We start from the raw sequence: 22,585 nt of genomic DNA on the forward strand, positions 1-22,585 counted from the left end.
CGCCGCGGCCTCACTCACAATCGTAAACTTAAATGTACATCAGACGTAACGTCGGTTTGACACAAAATCGGCAATCAACTATTCTGCCGCACTAAAAATAGGGTCCCGAAAACGCCCCTAAATTATCCAATAGCAGAGAAAAACGTGAAGAATCGCACGCTGGGCAGTGTTTTTATCGTGGCAGGCACCACCATTGGTGCAGGGATGCTGGCTATGCCCCTGGCGGCGGCTGGCGTGGGTTTTGGCGTAACGCTGGCACTGCTGGTCGGGCTGTGGTTATTGATGTGCTATACCGCGCTGTTGCTGGTCGAAGTTTATCAGCATGAGCAGGCGGACACCGGTCTGGGAACGCTGGCCAAACGTTATCTGGGCGGCGGTGGTCAGTGGCTTACCAGTTTCAGCATGATGTTCTTGATGTATGCGCTGACCGCGGCCTATATCAGCGGCGCTGGCGAACTGCTGGCTGTCAGCATCAGCCAGTGGACGTCTCAGGACTTCCCGACTTACCTCGGCGTGCTGCTGTTCACCCTGGTCGCAGGGGGGATCGTCTGCATCGGCACCCATTCGGTGGATCTGTTCAACCGTATTCTGTTTACCGCCAAGTCGATTTTCCTGATCGTCATGCTTGGCCTGATGATGCCGCACATCCAGCAAACCAACCTGCTGACGCTCCCGCTGGAACAAGGGCTGGCACTCTCGGCCATCCCGGTGATCTTCACTTCGTTTGGTTTCCACGGCAGCGTCCCCAGCATCGTCAACTATATGGGCGGTAACATCCGCAAGCTGCGTTGGATCTTTATCATCGGCAGTGCCATCCCGTTAGTGGCCTATATCTTCTGGCAGTTGGCGACGCTGGGCAGCATCAGTTCAACCACCTTTGTCGGCATTCTGGCACAACAGGCCGGGCTGAACGGTTTACTGCAAGCGGTGCGTGACGTGGTTGCGTCGCCTCATGTCGAGCTGGCGGTGCACCTGTTTGCCGATTTGGCGCTGGCAACCTCGTTCCTGGGGGTTTCACTCGGGTTGTTCGACTTCCTGGCCGATCTGTTCAAACGCCAGGATAACGTGCGGGGCCGATTGCAGACCGGCGCCATCACCTTCCTGCCGCCATTGGCATTCGCACTGTTCTATCCACGCGGTTTTGTGCTGGCACTCGGGTTCGCGGCAATTGCTCTGTCCGTACTCGCCCTGTTGCTGCCTTCACTGCTGGTCTGGAAAACTCGTCGGCGGCATCAGGCCAGCTATCGAGTCTGGGGCGGAACGCCAGCGTTGGCGTTGGTGTTTGTCTGTGGGGTGGCGGTGATCGCCATTCAGATCAGCATCGCCAGCGGCCTGTTACCGGCCATCGGCTAACAGAAAAAAATGGGCGCAGCATATGCGGCGCCCGTTTAATAGCAGGCAGGATTAGAAGCCCACGCCCACACCGATATAAGGGCCATCGGCTATCGCGTTGTCGCGGTTGCCGTCTTTACCTTCGATGTTGATGTAACGATAACCGACATCCACATTGAACGGACGCACGTTTAAGCGCACCCCGCCATTAGCTTCGTTGTAGGCTTTTGCCCCGCTGGTCAAAGACTCCGGCGCAAAATAGCCTTCGCCATACAGGCTGAGATAGCGGTTGAGATCCCATTGCAGACCACCGCCTAATGCCAATGCCCCACCATCTTTGCCATCTTTCGGGCTAAGATAAATGGCCTTGCCGCCCACGGTGGCCGTCAAAGGCCCAACCGGCAGGCCGAAGCTCAGCCCCAGGCTCCCGATGTCACCATCATGATCGCTACGGATCCAGTTGCCGTTGATCCCCAGGCCCGCTGTTGTGCCCCCCAAGCCGACGCCCAGGTTGGTGTAATGTTCCCCTGCCTCACCGCTCACGCTGATCGCATTGGCAGAGCCAGCCACAAACAGCAAACCTGCTGCGCACGCGACTAAAGTTTTGTTCATTATTGATCCTTTTCATTCTTCATCATCAAGGAGTGATGATGTCTGGCACCGTAAAAAATACGCGGGTAAGTGTAACTGAATTGTCATCAATTCCCGGCTAATTTAAAGCAATAAGCCGTTAATTTTTCAATAAACTGTAAACAAATGCCAATCAGTTACCCCAAAATTACAACGATAAGCGCTACCTATTTGCCGAGGACTGAGAATAAGTCTACAACTAGTAGTGCCTTTGATGGAGGTCAGCAGGGCTGGCCTTTTCATTAGTTAATATGATGAAGATCTGCAGCACCCGACACTGAGCTATCAACTTAACTGCAACACAGTAAGGAGCAATTGATGAGCAAGAAAGGATTAACTACCGCGGCTGGCGCGCCCGTTGTTGATAATAATAACGTGATCACCGCCGGTAAACGCGGCCCGATGCTACTTCAAGACGTTTGGTTCCTGGAAAAACTGGCCCACTTTGACCGCGAGGTGATCCCAGAGCGTCGTATGCATGCCAAGGGGTCCGGAGCTTACGGCACCTTTACCGTCACCCACGATATAACCAAGTACACCCGCGCAAAAATCTTCTCTGAGATTGGTAAGCAAACCGAGATGTTCGTCCGCTTCTCTACCGTTGCCGGTGAGCGTGGGGCTGCCGACGCCGAACGTGATATCCGCGGCTTTGCCATGAAGTTCTATACCGATGAAGGTAACTGGGATCTGGTAGGTAACGATACCCCGGTGTTCTATCTGCGCGATCCACTGAAATTCCCAGACCTGAACCACGTGGTAAAACGCGACCCGCACACCAACCTGCGCAATCCGGTATATAAGTGGGACTTCTTCTCCCATCTGCCTGAATCACTGCACCAGTTGACCATCGACTTCAGCGATCGTGGCCTGCCTAAGTCCTACCGTCATATGCACGGTTTCGGCAGCCACACCTTCAGCTTTATCAATGCTAATAACGAGCGTTTCTGGGTCAAATTCCACTTCCGCTGTGAGCAAGGCATCGAAAACCTGATGGACGATGAAGCAGAAGCCATCATCGCCAAAGATCGTGAAAGTTCGCAGCGCGATCTGTTCGACTCCATCAAGAACGGTGACTTCCCACGCTGGAAACTGCAAATCCAGATCATGCCAGAGCATGAAGCGTCACAAACCCCGTATAACCCGTTTGACCTGACCAAAGTCTGGCCGCACGGCGACTACCCGCTGATCGATGTCGGCTTCTTCGAGCTGAACCGCAACCCGGATAACTACTTCTCCGAAGTAGAACAAGTGGCCATGAACCCGGCTAACGTGGTGCCTGGCGTGAGCTTCTCGCCGGATAAAATGTTGCAGGGCCGTCTGTTCTCCTATGGCGATGCGCACCGCTACCGCTTGGGCGTCAACCATCACCAAATCCCGGTCAACGGTGCCAAATGCCCGTTCCATAACTACCATCGCGATGGGGCGATGCGTGTGGATGGTAACAGCGGCAATGGCGCAACCTATGAGCCAAACAGCTTTGGGGTGTTCCAGGAGCAGCCAGATTTCAGCGAACCACCATTGAGCATAGAAGGTGCCGCCGATCACTGGAATCATCGTGAAGACGACGATTACTACAGCCAACCGCGCGCGCTGTTCAATCTGCTGAGTGCCGAGGAGCACCAACGTATGTTCACCCGTATCGCCGGTGAACTGTCGCAGGTGCCAGAACAGATCCAACGCCGTCAGGTTGAGCTGTTCACCAAGGTACATCCCGATTACGGTAACGGCGTAGCCAAGGCCTTGGGCCTGAAATAATTTTTTACACCAATAGCAAGGCCGCCCTCAGGCGGCCTTTTTTCGCAACGCTACAGGTTATGCCTGCAGTTGGCTACTCGCCCACTGTTGTAGACGACGGCGCGAAATCTTGATGCCGCCGTTTTTTAGCTCGTCGGGCAACGCCAATGCGGCAATCGGCCGCTGGAAGTTCGCCAGCCGGTCCTGCGCCCAAAGCATTAACCCTTCCAGCGTCAACTCGCCTTCCAGATCGACCACCGCTACCGGCCGTTGGCCAAACTCCGCATCGTCAATCGGTACGATAAACACCTGCAACACCTGTGGATGCGCGGCAAAAACGCGTTCCACATCTTCCGGCTGAACGCCTTCCCCGCCGCTAAAGAACAGGTTATCCAGCCGGCCAATAATACGCAGTTCACCCTGCTCCATCGCGCCACGATCGCGAGTATGGAACCATCCTTGATCGTCGGTAATGGGCACTAGCCCGCCCCGCAGCCAATAACCCAGCGCCAGGCTGGTGGAGCGGATCCAGACTTCCTGATCCACCAGGCGTATTTCACGGCCTGGTAAAGGTGCCCCAACGCCGGGCAGTTCGTCGGCACGCTTGGCGCAAACCGTTGAAGCCAGCTCCGTCAAACCATAACCGCACCAGCAGTGGATCCCTACCGCCTCGGCCTGCTGGGTGAGTGACACCGGGATCATCGCCCCGCCGAGCAACACCTCTTTTAGCGCATGCTTGGCCATCGGTTCAGACAGCAGGCGCCAAAGTTGAGTGGGCACCAGCGAAGCATGGGTGCATCCCGCCAGCGCATCGGCCAAAGGTTGCATTTCACGCACCACAAGCTGTGCCCCCACCGCCAGCCAGCGCCAGATAATACCCTGACCAGACACGTGAAACAGCGGCAGCGAGAGCAGCCAGCTATCCTGTGGCTGAAACTCCAGCAGTTGCAACACGCCATCGGCACTGGCAAGGTGGCCGGCATAGCTATGGGCAGCGGCTTTTGGCAAGCCGCTGGAGCCGGAAGTCAGCGTCAACGTCGCCAGTCTTTGTTCATCCCACGGCAGCAGCTGCAAGTGGCACTCATCAACGCCCGGCGGCGACAAGACGATCGCACCAGGGGGCAACTCAGGCAAGCCGTCCGGGCTGAAAGCAAAGTCGATATCCAGATCCGGCAGCAAAGCCGCCAGCATCGGCGCAGGCAGCGTCGGATTGAGCGGCAGCAGGCGCGCACCACACTGCAAGAACGCCAGATAGGCCAACAGCAGCGGATAGCTGTTTTTCCCACACAGCAGCACGCCGCTACCGGGTAATACGCCCTGGCGCTGAAAGTCGGCAGCCAGCACTTCTACCTGCCGTTGCAACATCAGCCAACTGACCGGCTGGTGTTCAAAGATCACCGCGGTCGACTGCGGGCGCTGTTTGGCCCAATGCCGCCACGGCCAATCACTCAACTGCGCCATACACACTCCAAGGTATCAATGCCCAATAACGGCAAGGTGCTCTCTGGCCAGTTGCGTATCAACTGGGCCTGCATCAGGTTCAACGTATCCAAACCTGGCACCGTTTGCGGCGTCAGCCAATGCGCGATGCGCGCCAGCTGCGTCAACCCCAGACTGGACTCAATGCTGGAACTGATCACCGCCACCAATCCGGCCTGATGCGCCTGCATGACCAGTTCACGGCAGCGGGCCAGGCTCCCCACCAACGTCGGCTTGATCACAATCGCTGCCACCCCCGGCTCGGCCTGCACGACAAAATCGGCTTCACGCACGCTTTCATCCCAGGCGATGGCAATACCGGTTGCCTGGGCAAACTCACGTGATTCGTCACGGGTTTTGCAGGGCTCTTCCAGAAACGCGATGCGATCGCGCCACGCTGGGTTAACGTATTTGGCAAAGCCGTCCGCTTTGGCCCGGCTCCAGCTGCGGTTGGCATCCAACCTTAGCTTGAGGTCAGGCAGGGCTTCCAACAGGACATTGACGACCATGCCATCCCGCACCGCCTCATACATCCCCACCTTCACCTTGGCCACTTTCTCCCCCGGCAGCGCGGCCAACAGGTCGAACAGCTCGTCGGGATCGCCAGTGCACAGCGGCGCCTTGCGATAGTCTGCCTGCGTTGGCAACTGCCCGGCCATTTCCGCCAGCGCGCAGCTGGTACCGAAGGCCACCGATGGCCACTCGCTCTGCACAGGCAGTTCGCCCGCAACCCAAGCCTGCACCCAGGCCAAAGTAGCCTGCTGCGCCTGGTCGAGTGTCTCCTGGCTGAACTCCGGTAAGGGGGCAATTTCCCCCCATCCTTGCTGCCCATCCTGTTGCAGGTGGATCAGCAAGCCATCTCGGGTTTTCAGCCGCTGGTTGCGCAGCACCACGCCCGCCTCCATCGGCAGGCTATAGCGATAGATCGCAGCAACACGGGTTAGTGCCGTCATTACGGGTTACGCTTGAATTTGCTGAAGTCAGGCTGGCGTTTTTCGATAAATGCGTTGCGCCCTTCCTGACCTTCATCGGTCATATAGAACAACATGGTGGCGTTACCCGCCAGCTCTTGCAGCCCGGCCTGACCATCGCAGTCGGCGTTCAGTGCGGCTTTCAGGCAGCGTAGGGCCATTGGGCTGTTCTGCAACATCTCACGGCACCAGCGCACGGTCTCTTTTTCCAGATCGGCCAACGGCACCACGGTATTCACCAGGCCCATATCCAGCGCCGCAGCGGCGTCGTATTGGCGGCACAGGAACCAGATCTCACGGGCCTTCTTCTGGCCTACGATGCGCGCCATGTAGGAAGCCCCCCAGCCGCCGTCAAAGGAGCCGACTTTCGGCCCGGTCTGGCCAAAGATGGCGTTATCGGCCGCAATGGTCAGATCGCACATCATATGCAGCACGTGACCGCCGCCGATGGAGTATCCGGCCACCATCGCCACTACCGGTTTAGGGCAGGTGCGGATCTGACGTTGGAAGTCCAGCACGTTCAGGTGATGCACGCCGCTATCATCACGATAGCCGCCGTAGTCACCGCGCACTTTCTGATCGCCACCGGAACAGAAGGCTTTATCCCCGGCACCGGTAAGAATGATGGTGCCGATGCCGTCGTCATAGCGCGCGTTCGACATCGCCTCAATCATTTCCTTCACCGTATGCGGGCGGAAGGCATTACGCACCTGCGGGCGGTTGATGGTGATTTTGGCAATGCCATCGCTGGACTTGTGATACAGGATGTCTTCGAAATCACCCGAGCAGTCCTGCCAGTCGATCGCGGCGTACAGTTGTTCTTCATTGGGATACAGCATGTTTGGTTCCTTTTTTAGCAAGAAATGCATCGAGCGCGGCGGCAAAATCTGCCGGATTGGCCAGATGAGCGTTATGACCCGCCTCTGGCACGGTTTGCAATGGCAAACCGGCATCACGCGCCAACGCCTGAAACTTGTGATCGTCGGCACCGCATAACACCATCACTGGCAGTGCCAACTGTTGTAATTGCGGCACCAGCCAAGGTTGCCGCCCGAGGGAAGTCGCCTCCAGCATATCGGCAATGGCCGGACCATGATTATCTGCACGGGCGGCGATCAGCGCCTCGCGGTGTATCGGGCTGAGGTTGGCAAAGACCGGTTGGAGATACCAGTCGGCCAATACCGTTTTGATGCGTTCGGTGCGGAAACGGTTCGCCCAGGCGGCATCATGGGCACGCCGCTGGGCACGTAAATCCTCGTTCTCCAATCCAGGATTACCACCCTCGATCACAATACCTTGCAGCCCTTGCGCTTCTCCGCAGCAAGCATGGTACATGGCGATGCGCCCACCGAGTGAATAGCCCACCAGCCAGTAACGCTCAATATTATGCTGCTGCAGCGTAGCGGTGATTTGCCTGCTGACGTCGGCAAAGTCCAGGCAGGATTGATCGGCAGAATCGCCATGGCCGGGTAAATCAATCGCCAGCGAGGGCCACTGTTCACAACGCGAGGCGATCACCCGCCACTCATTGTTGTTCCCTAGCAGACCATGCAGCCAGATCAACCATGGCCGCTGGCTTTCACCTTGTTGTAGCACGCGGGAAGCCAGCATCAGTTTGCCCCCATTTTTTGTACCAGATGTTGCAAGGTTTCTGCGCCATCGCTCGGCGGCACCTGCAACTCAATCAGCGTGGCTCCGCTGTGACGCCAGGCTTTTTCCACTGCCTGCTGCAACTGCCCCCAGTTTTCCGGGCAAGCATAATCAAGCTGGAACATGGCTGCCGCCTGGCTGAACTCCACATCCTGCGGCATACAGTAAAACCGCTGGCGCTCAGGTTCCGGCGTTGGCAACAGCGAGAAAATCTGCCCGCCATTGTTGTTCACCACGATCAGCACCGTGGGCGCCGAACATTGGCGCAACAGAGCCAGGGCATTCAAATCGTATAGCGCGGAGAGATCGCCTACCACGGCCAACGTCGGCTTGGCTGTGGCGCGCTGGACCCCAGCCGCGGTGGAGATTAGGCCGTCGATACCGCTGGCCCCGCGGTTGCTGAACACCGGATAACCGGCAGGCAACTGGGTTAAGGCATCGATCAGGCGCACAATCAGGCTATTGCCGAGAAACAGCTGGCCGTTCTCTGGCAACAGCTCAGGCAGGCGATGGGCCAGTTGCGCCTCACCAAACCGGTTAACCAGGTATTGCGACGTCGCGTCGAGGGCATCATCCGCCAACGCGGACAGATCGCCAGCCCAAGGTGAGCGAGGTTGCGCCGGATGCAGATCGAGCCACTCGCCAACGGTAGAGCGAATACGGCGGCCACGATGATGCGCAGGATCGAGGCGCCCAGGCAGATCGTCGATCAGCCAGAACTCCTCCGGCTGGCAGCGCTCCTGCCACTGTAGCAGGCGTTTGCCCGTCAGGCTGCTGCCAAACTGCACCACCACCTGCGCACTGGCCAACAGATCGCGGGCCTGTGGGTTGGCCAACCATAAGTCGGCACAGGGCAGCGGTTGCCCCGTTTGCGAGAGGGCATCGCCGATCAGCGGCCAACCGAGCATGCCCGCCCATTCGGCCAGTTGCACACCCTCTTCCGCCCCCATCCTGCCAGCAATAATCACGCCGCGCTTCTGCCGCCAGAAAAACCAGTCCGGCTGCTTAATAACCCGATGGGGATCCATTTCACGCAGCCAAGGGTGCGTATCCTGCCACCAGTCCCCTAGCTCCGCCGACCACTGCTCATACTGCTGTTCATCTCCGCCATATAACGGCTCCGCAAACGGGCAGTTGATATGCAGAGCACCGTGCCGCAGACGCGCCATCGCGCTGTCCAGGGTAGACACCAGCCAGCGAGCCGGAATATCCGGGCTTGGGCGTGGCAAATCGATATTCAAGGTAGGGTGGCTCGAGTAGAGGCCGTTTTGGCGGATCGCCTGATTGGCACCGCAGTTAATCAACTCCGGCGGGCGATCGGCGGTGAGAAACACCAGCCGCTCCCCGGTTAGCCCGGCTTCGATCAGAGCAGGATAAAGATTTGCTGCCGCGGTACCCGAGGTGACGATCACCGCCACCGGCTCACGCGTGGCCTTTGCCAGACCGAGCGCTAAATGGCCCAGGCCCCGCTCATCGAAATGAGTATGACAGACAAAAGCGCGGTTCGCGGCAGCGGCCAGAGTCAGAGGCGTTGAGCGCGATCCCGGAGCGATACAGACATGCCGCACTCCATGGCGGACCAGCGTTTCCAGCAACAACGCCGCCCACCGGCGATTAAAAACACTTGTCGACATATTTCGCTCATCAGTAGTAAACAGAGGTTACGCGCCGAAGCCTACCCAAACGAGGTAGCGAACCGGGGATCATAACTCTGAATTATATAAGTAATTATCTTTACGGCTTTTGCGCTGGCGCAAAAACGCCGTATTTCCCTGTGGCAGGTGGCCTGCAATAAATCAATTTCGACCCATCAATGCCCAATAGCGCCCCGAAAGAGAACAAAAAAGAAACATATAAAACACAACAAGTTTACACACGAAGATCGGCCTGCTCAATGTACCGGCCCAGAATGTTCTGACTGCAACAGCGTGCGCAAGCCCGCCGCCTTGTTTTCGATCTCTTGCCACTCCTGCGCCGGATCGGAACCGGCCACAATCCCCGCCCCGGCATACAGCTCAACACGAGCATCCTCGATCTGGCAGGAACGCAGCGCAACGCAGAACTCCGCCTGTGACGCAGAGAGATAACCCGCAGAGCCGGCATACCAACCGCGGGAAAAAGGCTCATGCTGGCGGATAAACTCTAGCGAGGCCTGGCGCGGCAGCCCGGCGACCGCAGCCGTCGGTTGCAGCCGTTGCAGGCAATCGGCATCATCACCCTGGTTCAGTTGCCCTTCAATACGCCGCCGCAGATGCTGTACCTTGCGCAACCGCACCACCTCTGGTGGCAACACATCGACCGCTCTGGCACCGCCTTGCAAACGCTGACAGATATCATCAACCACCAGCAGGTTTTCCTGTTGGTTCTTGCCGTCTTGCCGCAACCACTGGGCCAGTGCCTGGGCTTGCCGCTCATCGGGATGGTTGGCAACCGTCCCCGCCAACGCTTCAGTCAGCAAATGTTTTCCCTCACGCAGGTACAATCTTTCCGGGCTGGAGCCAAGAAATGCGGAATGTGCATCAAAGCGCAGCATAAAGTGGTAGCATTGGTGATTCACCCTGCGGCTGGCGGCCATCATCGCAGGAGCAAACAACGGACTCTCCAGCGTCAACACCGAGCTGCGCGCCAAAACCACCTTATCCATCTGCTGCCGATTTATCGCCTTCAGCGCATCGCGCAGCATGATTTCCCACCCGGAACGTTCCGGCTGATGCTGCACCGACAGCACTTTCACCTGTAAATTCTCGATCGGTTTGGTTACCAGCAGATTTTCAAGCCAGGCAAGCGCCGCTTGGGCATCATCACTCAATGCTTGTTCAGAAAACAGGTTTAGCGTCAGTTCACACTTGCCTTGGCGGTTGAGAATTTCCAGGCGCGGCAAAAACAGCTGGGCGTCACCGTCAAAGGCAGTCAGCCCCCACAAACGGGCCGCAGGATAGGCATTCACGAATGCCTGCGCCATTGAAGGGTGTGAAAACTGCCGCAAAGCGCCGCACACCGCCGCCTCCTGCCGCCCTTCGCGATGACGCCAGTAGAATTGAGGAAACAGCACCTGCGCCGCCAGCCACTCCAGCAACATATCGCTCAGATGGCCGGGAACCACCAGAGTTAACTGCCGAAATCCGGCTTCACGGGGAAAATCGTGCCCAAGCTGCTGACGTAACCGCCGCAGCACTCCCGAAAGTTGTTCCACTGCCACCTCATTAACCAAACGCTATGTGGGGAATTATACGGTAAATCAACCCTCACGGGCGGAAAAATAGCGTCTATTAACCCATACCTTGCGTCGCTAATTATTTATTAAAATTAAAGTTTAAGATTAAAAAACAACCACACGCGCGCGGCGGAACTATACTTAGAAGTCATGTTCCTGCCGCAGTGAAATCTTGTCATATCAAATCGATAGTTAAATCAAGATGTTCACAGCCTCCCAACGGTATTAACCCGCTGTCCTTTGGGTCAGATGTAAGGAGCTTTTTGCGTGAAAGAAATGCTTATCAATTGGTTAAAGAAGCAGCGCCGACACCCCAAAGTGGCTCGGTTGCCCTTACGGCATAACCGTGCCACGGCCGAAACCCCTCCCGCCAGCAACATCAAGGCAGAGCTGTTTTCGGTCGACCAAATGGAACGCTATGGCCAGCGCCTGGCACGCTCCCATAAGCTGGCAACCCATAAAACGCCCTACTATTTGCTCAAACGTCTCGATAACAACGAGCAGGTATTAACGGACAGTTGCCGCAGGCTGAGCAACGACAAGAAAAACACCATGACCCCGGCGGGCGACTGGCTGCTGGATAACTTTTATCTTATCGAGGAGCAGATCCGCGTCGTTCGGCACCATTTGCCGAAAACCTTCGGCCGTGGGCTGCCACAGTTAACCGCCCCGCACAATTGCCCACGAATTTTCGATATCGCCACCGAAGCCATTGCTCATGGCGACGGGCGATGGGATGCCGAGAGCCTGACGCGCTATATTGCCGCCTACCAAAAAGAGGCCAATCTGACCCTGGGCGAGCTGTGGGCGCTACCGGGTATGCTGAGGCTGGCACTCATTGAAAACCTGCGCCGCGTGGCGGTAGAAGTGGCTCAGGCACAGGAAGAACGCAGCCTGGCCGATAGTTGGGTGACCAAAATGCTGGAATCGGCGGAAAACGATCCGGCCAACCTGATCATTGTGATTGCCGATATGGCGCGCTCCAACCCGCCCCGCACCAGCGCCTTCGTGGCAGAACTGGTGCGTCGTCTGCAGGGGCACGGCACCATGCTGGCGCTACCGCTGACCTGGGTTGAGCAACGCCTGGCCGAAGTCAGCCTGACCTCCGATGAGCTTATCCATCGTTTCAACCAGCAACTGGCGGTCAGCCAACTTTCCGTCAGCAACAGTATCGCCGGCCTGCGGCAACTGAGTGAAATGGATTGGGCAGAATTTGTTGAGACCATGAGCAAGGTCGATCAGACGCTGCGCGAAGACCCCACCGGGGTTTATCCTTTAATGCATTTCGATACCCGTGACAACTATCGCCATGTGATCGAGAGGCTGGCTCGCCACTGTTCTCACAACGAGGTGGAGGTCGCACAACACGCTCTGAATATGGCACGGATCGCCGCCGAAGACCCCCGCAACGATCCACGCACTCATCACATCGGCTATTACCTGATTGACCATGGCCGCACGCAGTTAGAGCAACAGCTTGACGTGCGGCTTAGCCGTATTACGCGCATCCGTCAGGCGCTCAGCCAATCCCCACTGCTTTCCTGGCTGGGCAGCATCAGCCTGCTCACGACGGCCTGCTGGGCTTTGCTGTTACGCCATGCCCATCAAACCGGACTCACCTGGGGGTTGTTGATCTTGCTGTTCCCATTAGGGATGGTGCTCGCTCAGTTCGTCATCAGCCTGCTCAGTGAGGTCACCACCCGCAGCCGTTCTCCGCAGCCGTTGCCAAGGCTGGATTTTTCCTGTGGTATCCCGGCAGAGTTCCGTACGCTGGTTGCCATTCCCACGCTGATAAGCAGCAAGTCCGGCATTGACCAGTTGATCAACACGCTGGAAGTTTGTTATCTGGGCAACGCCATTAAACACCTGCATTTTGCCCTGCTCACCGACTTCAATGACTCGCCCCGGCAACAGCAGCCCGACGATACCGAACTGCTGGCCTATGCCACCCAAAAGATGAACGAGCTCAATGCAAAGTATGCCTGCGAAGGGCCAAGCCACTTTTTCCTGTTCCATCGCGATCGCCAATGGAATGAAAAACAGCAGAGCTGGATGGGGCTGGAGCGTAAACGTGGCAAGTTGAACGCGCTGAACGACTGGCTGCGTAACCGTGGCAATGCGTTTACCACTCAGGTTGGCCAAGGGCTGGAGGTGCTGAAAAACGTCAAATACGTGATCACCCTGGACAGCGATACCGTGCTACCGCGTGAAACCGCACACCGGCTGATCGCCGCTATGGCCCATCCCCTGAATCAACCTCAGTATGATGCCAAACTGCAGCGAGTGGTGGAGGGTTATGCCATCCTGCAACCCCGCATGGCCGAAGAGATCCCTGCTTATGGTCAGAGCCGTTATGCTGCCCTGTGCAGCAGCACGCCGGGCAACGATCCTTATACCCAGATGGCTTCAGATATCTATCAGGATCTGTTTGGCGAAGGCTCGTTTATCGGCAAAGGGATTTATGATGTTGACGTCTTCTCCCACAGCCTGAAGGGCACCTGCCCGGAAAACCTGGTGTTAAGCCACGATCTGCTGGAAGGCTGCTATGCCCGTTCCGGTTTATTGAGCGATGTCTTGCTCTATGAGCAGTATCCAAGCAACTATCTGGTCGATGTTGCCCGCCGTACTCGCTGGATCCGCGGCGATTGGCAGCTGTTTAACTGGCTGTTGCCCCGGGTCATCACCGAAGACGGTTCGCGGGCCGCTAACCCATTAAGCCCCCTGTCGCGCTGGAAACTGTTCGATAACCTACGCCGCAGCCTGGTAGCCCCCTGCTTTCTGTTGCTGTTGTTCTTTGGCTTAACCTGGCTACCGGATACCCCATACTGGTTGGCGGTGTTCGCCATTATTCTGCTGCTGCCTACGCTACTGGCGCTGTTGCAGGATGTGGTGCGTAAGCCCCCGCGTCGGCCTGTTATTCAGCACTTGCAGTTGGCACTGAAGGGCTCACTGCATCGGCTGTCTCAGATTGGCCTGCGTCTGGCCGAGCTACCTCATGAAGCCTGGTTCAGCCTAAAGGCCATTGGTATCACCCTGTGGCGTCTATTGATCAGCAAACGCAATCTGCAAGAGTGGACCAGCTTCGACCAATCCAAACACCACCTGACCGTCACGCTGGCGAATTTTTATCGTAACCTGTGGATCAACCCGTTGGCAGGTGTTGCACTGTTGCTATTGGCCGCTTTTTCCAGCCCGGTAGCGCTGTTAGCCGCTATCCCGCTGGCCGCCTTGTGGATCCTGTCGCCGTACCTGCTTTATTCGCTTAGCCTGGAGCCACAGCGCAGCAAAACGGCCATCGACGATCGCCAGCGCCGTTTCCTGCGCCAGAGCAGCCGAGAAACCTGGGAGTTTTTTGCCACCTTTGTCAACCAGCAGGAAAACTGGCTGCCGCCGGATAACTACCAGGAAATTCCAGAGCCGGTGGTGGCACATCGCACGTCACCCACCAATATCGGGCTGGCGCTGTTGGCCGACCTTACCGCCTATGACTTCGGCTATATCACCCTCAGTTCGGCCTTGCAGCGTATTACCCTGACGCTGAATACGCTCGATCGCATGGAGCATTACCGTGGTCACCTGTACAACTGGTACGACACGCGCACTCTGGAACCTCTGAATCCACGGTATGTTTCCAGCGTGGACAGCGGTAATTTCGCGGGCCATCTGCTAACCCTGAGCGCGGGCCTGCCAGGGTTAGCCATGCAGCCAGTTATCGAGCCAGCCCGTATTCTGGCCGGATTAGAAGATACGTTGCTGATACTGGAGCAACACTGGGGTAACGCCGCACCGAAAGGATTAACCAAACTGCGCAAACACTGGGAACAGGCGCAGAACGCCCATCCGGCGGCACTACAGGCTGAACTCAATGAAATGCGTAACCACTGTAATGGATTGCAGGACCCCGCTCTGCAACAGGGTGACGAGGTCAAACGCTGGGCCGGCAACCTGCACCAGCAGCTCAACGAACTGTGCGCCGAATGGGCATTATGGTTTGGCTGGCTGAGCGACAGCATGCCGGAGCTGGAACAAATCCCTGGTTTGCATTGGCTGGCCAACCCACCTAAACAACTGACGTTGTCGACAGAACAGCAAACGCAGTTGGATGCCGTACAGCAATTGGCAAGGGAACGCCTGGAACAGTTGGCTCAGCTGGCCCAACGCCTGACAGCAATGGCGCAAATGGACTTCAGCTTCCTGTATGACGAAGCCACCCATTTGCTGACCGTCGGTTTCAACTGCGATCAAAACCGTGCCGACAGTGGTAAATACGATCTGCTGGCCTCGGAAATCCGCCTGACCAACTATGTCGCCATTGCCACCAACCAAATTCCACAACGGAGCTGGTTTGCCTTAGGCAGGCTGTTTACGGTGATCGACAAGGAGCCAGCGCTGATGTCCTGGAGCGGCTCGATGTTTGAGTACCTGATGCCGCAACTGGTGATGCCTGCCTATCCCGATACGTTGCTGGTACAGATGTGCCGCTCTGCAGTGGAGCGGCAAATTGCCTGGGGCAAAGAGCGCGGTGTACCGTGGGGGATTTCCGAGTCCGGTTACTTCGGCTTTGACGCTTTGCAAAACTACCAGTATCACGCCTTTGGTGTGCCGGGTTTAGGGCTGCGGCGTGGGCTGGGTGACGACATGGTGATCGCCCCTTACGCCACCATGATGGCGCTGATTGTCGATCCCGACAGTGCCTGTAGCAACCTGGTGGAACTGGAAAAAAACGGTGCCAAGGGCCGTTATGGCTTCTATGAAGCGCTGGACTACACCACTTCACGCCTCAGCCGGGGGCAGCTGTATGTCATTGTTCGCTCCTATATGGCTCACCACCAGGGTATGAGTTTCCTGGCGCTGTCACACCTGTTGCTGGATGCGCCAATGGTGAAACGCTTTGCCAGTTACCCCGCCTTCCAGTCAACCCGTTTGCTGTTGCAGGAACGGGTGCCTGATGCGGTTGAGCTGTACAGCACCCGCCGCCACTTCGAAACCCATGAAGGCGCGATTAAACCGGCTAGCTTCGCCGCACGTGAATTCACCCGTGTGGATACACCGATCCCGGAAGTTCAGTTGCTGTCGAATGCCAACTACCACCTGATGATCACCCAAACCGGCGGTAGCTACAGCCGCTGGCAGAATCTGGCGCTGACCCGCTGGCGTGAGGATGCCACCTGCGATAACTGGGGGGCGTTCTGCTACCTGCGCGATCCGCAAACCGGCGAGGTGTGGAGCAATACCTGGCACCCTACCGGCGAAACCGAGAAAGGCGGCTATCGCGCGGTCTTCAACGATGCCGGGGCGGAATTCCAACGCAAGCAGGGGCTACTGTCGGTGAAAACCCAGGTGGTGATCTCCCCTGAGGACGACATCGAACTGCGGCGCTTAACCTTGGTGAACCGGGGCAAACAGCCGCGGACCATTGAGATCACCAGCTATGCCGAAGTGGTGCTGGCCCCGGCCAGCAACGATTTGGCGCACCCGGCGTTCAGCAATCTGTTTGTCCAAACCGAACTGTTGCCGGAACAGGATGCCATTCTGTGCCATCGCCGTCCGCGTGAGCCGAAAGAGAAATCGCCGTGGTTGCTGCATATGATGTCGGTCCAGGGTGCCAGCAGTAAAACCTCCTTTGAAACCGACCGGGCCAAGTTTATCGGCCGTGGCCGCACGGCAGCCAACCCGCAGGCGCTATATCAGAATCAACCCCTGACCAATAGCGCCGGGCCGGTGATCGATCCGATCATCGCCATCCGTCAGCGGATCCGGCTGGAACCCAACGTGCCGCTGACTCTGGATATCTTCTACGGCGTGTGTGAAGACCGCGCCACCAGCCTGGCGATGTTGGAGAAGTATCGCGACCGCCATATGGCCGACCGTATTTTCGAACTCGCCTGGTCGCACAGCCAGGTGGTGTTGCGCCAGTTGAACGCTAACGAAGAAGACGCCAATCTGTTTAACCGTCTGGCCAGCGCGGTGGTGTTCCCGGCGCAGGAAATGCGTGCCGCCAGCAATGAAATCATCAATAACCGCCGCGGGCAGTCAGGCCTGTGGGGCTATTCGATTTCCGGCGATCTGCCGATCGTGCTGCTGTCCGTCACCGACAGTGAGAATATCGGGCTGGTGCAACAGCTCATTCAGGCGCACAACTACTGGCGGTTGAAAGGATTGCTGGTCGACCTGGTGATCCTCAATGAGGATTCCGGTGGTTACCGGCAAGATCTGCAAAATCGGATCATGGGGCTGATCGCCGCCGGGATGGAGTCTTCCCTGACGGACAAACCCGGAGGGATCTTCGTCCGTTCCAGTGAACATATGTCACCGGAAGATCACACTTTGCTGCTGAGCGTAGCGCGGATCTATCTGGATGACCGCCGCGGTGGCCTGACGGAGCAGCTCAACCAACGGTTGCAACTGCCGCAAACGCTGCAACAGCCATTGGGGCCGCCGACCGCCTCCTCCAAACTGGCTACCATGGCCAATCTGCCGCGTAATTTGCATTCGCCACAGTTGCCAATCATCGACAAACTCCAGTTCTACAACGGATTTGGCGGGTTCTCTGAGGATGGCAGCGAATATGTGATCGCCATGAACGAAAGCAAGGTGACGCCAGCGCCGTGGTCAAACGTTATCGCCAACCCGATGTTCGGTTCGGTGATCTCTGAAAGTGGCCAAGCCTACACCTGGTATGAGAATGCGCATGAATACCGCCTGACGCCTTGGGATAACGATCCGGTCAGCGATCGCAGCGGCGAGGCTTTCTATCTGCGCGATGAAGAGAGTGGTCACGTCTGGTCACCAACGCCGCTGCCCGCCCGTGGACGCGGTCATTACCTGACGCGTCACGGCTTTGGTTACAGCGTGTTTGAACACCGGGAAGGCGGTATCGACAGCCAGTTGACAATGCTGGTTGCCAAAGACGCTCCGGTGAAACTGTTCCTGCTGACGCTCACCAACACTTCTGGCCGGACGCGGAAGCTCTCGACTACCGGCTATGCCGAGCTAATCCTCGGTGATTTGCGCCAGAAATCGGCGATGCACGTGGTCACCCGCGTAGCCACACCACCTGGTGGCTGTGGCATCCTCGCCACCAACCATTACACCAGCAGCGGATCGCCACGTACTGCGTTCTTCGGCGTTACCGGCGTCCATTGCTCAGTCACTGGCGATCGGCGGGAATTCATTGGCCGTAACGGTTCGTTGGCCGCTCCTGCCGTACTTAAGCTGCGGCGGTTATCCGGCAAGACCGGTGCCGGGTTGGATCCTTGTGGCGCAGTTCAATCGGCCATCAGCATGATCGATGGCGATCAACGCAGCTTTGTGTTTGCGCTTGGTCTGGGACAAGATGCCGACGAAGCCGAATCTCTGCTGCGTCAGTATCTCAGCGAAGAGGCATTGCAACACGAATTGCAGCAGGTCGCTGCCCACTGGGACAAGATCCTCAACAAGGTGCAGATCGGTACGCCTCATCCAGCGGTTAACTTGCTGGCTAACGGCTGGTTACTGTATCAAACCCTCTCCTGCCGCATTCACGCGCGCAGCGGTTATTACCAGTCCGGCGGCGCATTTGGCTTCCGCGATCAGCTCCAGGATACCCTGGCCCTGACGCATGCCTTGCCTGAGCGGATGCGTGAGCAGATCCTGCTGTGTGCTTCGCGCCAGTTTGTTGAGGGCGACGTCCAGCACTGGTGGCATCCACCGCAGGGCAACGGGGTGCGCACCCGCTGCTCCGATGATTACCTGTGGTTGCCGCTGGCCATTTGCCACTACCTCGACTCGACCGAAGACTCGTCGATCCTCGAAGAACAGTTGGGTTATCTGGAGGCCCGTATACTGGCACCGGGTGAAGAGTCTTCTTATGAACAGCCTGGTGTCAGCTCGAAACAAGAAAGCCTGTATCTGCACGGGGCCAGGGCGCTGAAGCATGGCCTGACCTTTGGCGAGCATGGTTTGCCGCTAATGGGTGCCGGTGACTGGAACGACGGCATGAACATGGTGGGATTGGAAGGCCGAGGTGAGAGCGTTTGGCTGGGCTTCTTCCTGTTCTATATTCTGCAACGTTACGGCAAACTGGCCACCCGCCGCGGCGATCTGGAACTGGCAGAACTGTGCCGCGAGGAAGCAGAAAAACTGCGCGCCAACCTGCACAACAACGCCTGGGATGGCGAATGGTATCGCCGTGGTTACTTCGATAGTGGAGAACCGCTGGGTTCACAACAAGCGGCAGAATGTCGCATTGATGCCATCGCCCAGAGTTGGTCGATCCTTTCCGGTGCGGGTGACAAAGATCGCAGCGCACAAGCAATGCAATCTCTGGATAAGCACCTGGTGGACGACCAGGCCGGCATCATCAAACTGCTGACCCCACCTTTTGACGGCAACGGCCCGAATCCTGGCTACATCCGGGGTTATCTGCCCGGCGTGCGAGAAAACGGCGGTCAATACACTCACGGGGCGGTATGGGCAGTGATGGCGTTTGCCGAGATGGGTAATATCGAGCGCGCCTGGGAACTGATGGCGCTGATCAACCCCATCAACCACAGTCTGGATAGCACCGCGGCGGAGCGCTACAAGGTCGAACCTTATGTCGCCACGGCGGATATTTACGCGGTCGCCCCGCACGTTGGGCGCGGAGGATGGAGCTGGTATACCGGCTCGGCGGGCTGGATGTATCGGTTGATCATCGAGTCGCTACTGGGGCTAAAACGCCACGGCAATACGCTTTCCATCCATACCCGCTTACCGGCAGATTGGCCACCGGTCACCCTAACCTACCGTGAAGGGGAGAGTGAATATCACTTCACCCTACGCCAAGGGGAAGGAGAAACGCAGGTGATGATTGATGGTGTGTTGCAGCAGGAAGCGGTGATTACCTTGGCTGATGAGGCTAAAACCTACCAGGTGGAGGTGATACTGGGAAAGCAATAAGGTACGCAGTAGCTAAATAGCTATGTTTAATAGCGCTACACCCGAAGCTTGAGACAGGAGGGAGTCATTCCAGGTTAGCCGACCGTTGAGCGCATGGATGCGCGATTGCGAGCCCCCAGGGACGGGTTTACGGCGTGTCGGCGTTCTGCATGACTCCTTCCTGTGACACTATTCGGCAGCTATCGCGCTCATTGGTGTTACTTGCGGGCCAGCAATAGCCCAAGCACCAAACCTACCGTGGCACCAATGCCAACGCTATGCCAAGGCTTGTCACGGACATAGTCATCGGCACGACATGCCACCTCTTTCGCCCGCACGTAATAACATTCGGAGCTATTTGCCAGACGCGACTTGATGTCTTTTAGCGCCCGTTCGGCATGGGCTTTGATATCCGTATAAGCCTGATCGGCTCGATCGCCAGAGTAATCCAACACGTCTTGCAGTGTGTCACTCAGCATTCTCAGATCGTCGTCCAGCGTCGTTTGGTTCTCGTTTCGATTTATCGCCATCTTTAAGCTCTCCGTTATTAACAAATTCAACGTTGCTTAACCATCAACAATCATTGGTCGTAGTCCCATGGTAGGACACGACCTGGATACACGCCATCGGATTGTTGATTAAAAAAGAGGCGAGGCAAGATACTGACGCCCTTTCAGGCGTCGGTGGAGGCTTGTTCGGCCAGCGCTACAGAGGGCGATTTACGGCGTGCGGCCAGCCACAAGCCACTGTTTTTCATGGCGTAGCCAAACAATAGCCCGACCAGCAGTGAGGCGGTGATCAATGGCCAGTTGCCATCACCGGCGAAGGTGGCGCAGGCACCGATAAAAGTCCCGGGAACAAAACCTAACCATTGTTGTTTGGCCTGAATGCACATCAGGAAGGCGACGATGCCAGTCAGCAGGTAGCCCAGAATGCTCCAGGCAGGTTCCAACGCGCTGCCGTGAATGATGACCATCGCCCAGAACACGCCGCTCAAGCAGGTCAGCGTGCTGATCGCCAAGCCCTTGAGGCCACCTTGCGGGCAGGCAAAATAGGCCGTGCAGCCAAGAAAGCCCGCCCAACTGATTAGCCCAAGGCTGATGGCAACCCAGCCCCATACGCCGGAGAGAATACCGGTAGTTACCGCAATGGCAAAAATGACGTTCATAATCCTGATCCGCTAAAAATAATCCACACAGTTTACGCGAAATCAGTCAATGCGATGTGATAAAAATCACATCAATAGTGCAAATTGATGCATTGTAATCATTAAAATGAGATATTAATCACAAAAATAGGGCGTTTTTTCATCATGCTACGCGAAAAAACCGCTAGCCACATGATTGAATAAAGGCGGTGATCACAAGAGCGACCACCAGCCAAATAGCCAGGTTCAGCGCGGGAAGCCCACTCGCGTAACCCATAGCCCCAACACCACGCAGACGATGACAGTCACCAGGAATAATAGGTTTACCGCCAGATGCAGACTGGCATGGTCGATGATACTGCCAAGTAGAATGGGCACCCAGTTGGCAACATAAGCAATCACATAGAACAGCGAGATCAGGCGTGCATGGCTGGCTTGGGGTGAAATCAGGTTAACCAGCGTCGCACTGCCGACAAAGATGGCTCCGTAAGCATAACCGGCAATGACCATCCCCGCAGCGGCCAGCGCCAGTGAATGGATCTGAATGGCTTCGGCAAAGACCACCACCGCTAACGCCTGTGCCAGGCAGCCAAACATCAGCGAATGGCGTGCATTGATTTGACGACTCAGGATCTGGCTGGCCCCGGCAATCAGCAGGTAGACCGCAATCACATAGCCGAAACTGCTGCGGTTTTGCATACCCAGCAGCGTTTCCGCCACGTTGGGGCCGATCGCCAGGATGCTGGCAGCCAGCGCCCAACAGACAAACAGCGCGCCGGCACACACGAAAAACCGGCTCCCGGTCGCGCGCAGGCCCGCAGCCAAGGTATTTTCCCCTGCCCCAGTATCCTCAGAACGGACGCCTGCTTTGACCACCACGCGCGCAGGCCAGCTCAGTATAATCCCCAAAGCGGCAATCGTTGCCACCGCCATGATGATCACAAACGGCAGCGAGGTGGTATGAAAACCGGTCTGCAACGCTATACCACTAAAAATCGGCCCCAATGCCAACCCGGCAGTAAAGGACAAGGTAGCAATTAGCGCCGCCTGCTTGCCACCGTCCGCTGGGCCAAAACGCACCAACGCAATATTTGCCGCACCGGTCAACGCCCCCGTGCCTACACCGGCCAGCAAGCGAGCCATCAACATCAGGGAAAATGAATCAGCCAGGGCAAAAAGCAATGCTCCCAACAACACCACCAGCAGCGCCGGGACGATCATGCTGCGTAAATCTTTTACCTTGCCAGCCAGGTTGCCCACGGCGAACAGGGAAATCAGTACGCCAGCGGCATAAGCCCCGTAGATCAGGGTCAGGCTGACCGAGGTCAGTGCCAGTTGCTGTTGGTACAAGGGATAAAGCGGCGTTGGTGCACTGCTGTTGAGCAGTGCCGACATCAATGCCAGCGCTAGAAACAGTACAATGGCTCCAGGCGAGGAGGCCGTGTTGGCTCGCGCGGTTTTATCAACGGCTACACCGTCGGACATGATTTTCTCCCTAAATACGCAGGCAAATCACCTCACCCGCAAAAT

At 57.1% G+C, this 22,585-nt stretch carries 13 protein-coding genes; 3 read left to right on the forward strand and 10 right to left on the reverse strand.

What is annotated here, in order from left to right:
* Positions 1 to 144 precede the first annotated feature (144 nt).
* Positions 145 to 1,353 carry a tyrosine transporter TyrP gene (tyrP, locus tag KGP21_RS19315; protein ID WP_021805972.1) on the forward strand — a complete coding sequence of 403 codons (1,209 nt, stop codon included), beginning with the start codon at positions 145 to 147 and terminating at the stop codon, positions 1,351 to 1,353.
* Positions 1,354 to 1,404: 51 nt separating this feature from the next.
* Here tyrP and KGP21_RS19320 read toward each other — a convergent pair whose 3' ends face one another.
* Positions 1,405 to 1,944: a YfaZ family outer membrane protein gene (locus KGP21_RS19320; RefSeq protein WP_021178499.1), complete on the reverse strand. Its 540-nt coding sequence runs from the start codon at positions 1,942 to 1,944 to the stop codon at positions 1,405 to 1,407.
* Positions 1,945 to 2,280: 336 nt separating this feature from the next.
* Between KGP21_RS19320 and katA the strand changes: the two genes are divergently transcribed.
* Positions 2,281 to 3,717 (forward strand): catalase KatA, encoded by a 1,437-nt coding sequence (katA, locus tag KGP21_RS19325; RefSeq protein ID WP_218519125.1) that lies wholly within the window; start codon positions 2,281 to 2,283, stop codon positions 3,715 to 3,717.
* Positions 3,718 to 3,774: 57 nt separating this feature from the next.
* On the opposite strand, the gene menE is transcribed toward katA, so the two are convergent.
* The 6 genes from menE to menF form a co-directional block, all read right to left on the reverse strand.
* Positions 3,775 to 5,157 carry an o-succinylbenzoate--CoA ligase gene (gene menE, locus KGP21_RS19330; protein WP_223536052.1) on the reverse strand — a complete coding sequence of 461 codons (1,383 nt, stop codon included), beginning with the start codon at positions 5,155 to 5,157 and terminating at the stop codon, positions 3,775 to 3,777.
* Positions 5,145 to 6,128, reverse strand: coding sequence for an o-succinylbenzoate synthase (gene menC / locus KGP21_RS19335; protein WP_094981977.1), 984 nt, complete (start codon positions 6,126 to 6,128; stop codon positions 5,145 to 5,147). Before menC ends, menE begins: the two co-directional genes overlap by 13 nt.
* A complete protein-coding gene (menB, locus tag KGP21_RS19340) occupies positions 6,128 to 6,985 on the reverse strand; it encodes a 1,4-dihydroxy-2-naphthoyl-CoA synthase (protein ID WP_021805976.1) in 858 nt (285 codons plus the stop codon). Before menB ends, menC begins: the two co-directional genes overlap by 1 nt.
* The gene (menH, locus tag KGP21_RS19345) at positions 6,969 to 7,757 is read right to left on the reverse strand and encodes a 2-succinyl-6-hydroxy-2,4-cyclohexadiene-1-carboxylate synthase (RefSeq protein ID WP_021805977.1); all 789 of its coding nucleotides are present in this window, start codon (positions 7,755 to 7,757) and stop codon (positions 6,969 to 6,971) included. The genes menB and menH overlap by 17 nt, the downstream gene beginning before the upstream one ends.
* Positions 7,757 to 9,430, reverse strand: coding sequence for a 2-succinyl-5-enolpyruvyl-6-hydroxy-3-cyclohexene-1-carboxylic-acid synthase (menD, locus tag KGP21_RS19350; RefSeq protein WP_021805978.1), 1,674 nt, complete (start codon positions 9,428 to 9,430; stop codon positions 7,757 to 7,759). The genes menH and menD overlap by 1 nt, the downstream gene beginning before the upstream one ends.
* A 257-nt stretch (positions 9,431 to 9,687) precedes the next feature.
* Positions 9,688 to 10,989 carry an isochorismate synthase MenF gene (menF, locus tag KGP21_RS19355; protein WP_209522587.1) on the reverse strand — a complete coding sequence of 434 codons (1,302 nt, stop codon included), beginning with the start codon at positions 10,987 to 10,989 and terminating at the stop codon, positions 9,688 to 9,690.
* A gap of 288 nt (positions 10,990 to 11,277) precedes the next feature.
* On the opposite strand from menF, the gene KGP21_RS19360 reads away from it, so the two are divergent.
* Positions 11,278 to 19,929 carry a glycoside hydrolase family 94 protein gene (locus KGP21_RS19360; protein ID WP_223536054.1) on the forward strand — a complete coding sequence of 2,884 codons (8,652 nt, stop codon included), beginning with the start codon at positions 11,278 to 11,280 and terminating at the stop codon, positions 19,927 to 19,929.
* Positions 19,930 to 20,126: 197 nt separating this feature from the next.
* Here KGP21_RS19360 and elaB read toward each other — a convergent pair whose 3' ends face one another.
* The 3 genes from elaB to KGP21_RS19375 form a co-directional block, all read right to left on the reverse strand.
* Positions 20,127 to 20,438: a stress response protein ElaB gene (elaB, locus tag KGP21_RS19365; RefSeq protein WP_166732998.1), complete on the reverse strand. Its 312-nt coding sequence runs from the start codon at positions 20,436 to 20,438 to the stop codon at positions 20,127 to 20,129.
* A 143-nt stretch (positions 20,439 to 20,581) separates the two neighbouring features.
* Positions 20,582 to 21,076: a DUF1097 domain-containing protein gene (locus KGP21_RS19370; protein ID WP_021805982.1), complete on the reverse strand. Its 495-nt coding sequence runs from the start codon at positions 21,074 to 21,076 to the stop codon at positions 20,582 to 20,584.
* Between the two features lie 225 nt (positions 21,077 to 21,301).
* Positions 21,302 to 22,540 (reverse strand): MFS transporter, encoded by a 1,239-nt coding sequence (locus tag KGP21_RS19375; protein ID WP_223536056.1) that lies wholly within the window; start codon positions 22,538 to 22,540, stop codon positions 21,302 to 21,304.
* Positions 22,541 to 22,585: the final 45 nt, after the last annotated feature.

Source organism: Serratia sp. JSRIV004 (genome assembly GCF_019968705.1).
In the GTDB taxonomy this organism is placed as follows: Bacteria; Pseudomonadota; Gammaproteobacteria; order Enterobacterales; family Enterobacteriaceae; genus Chania; species Chania fonticola_B.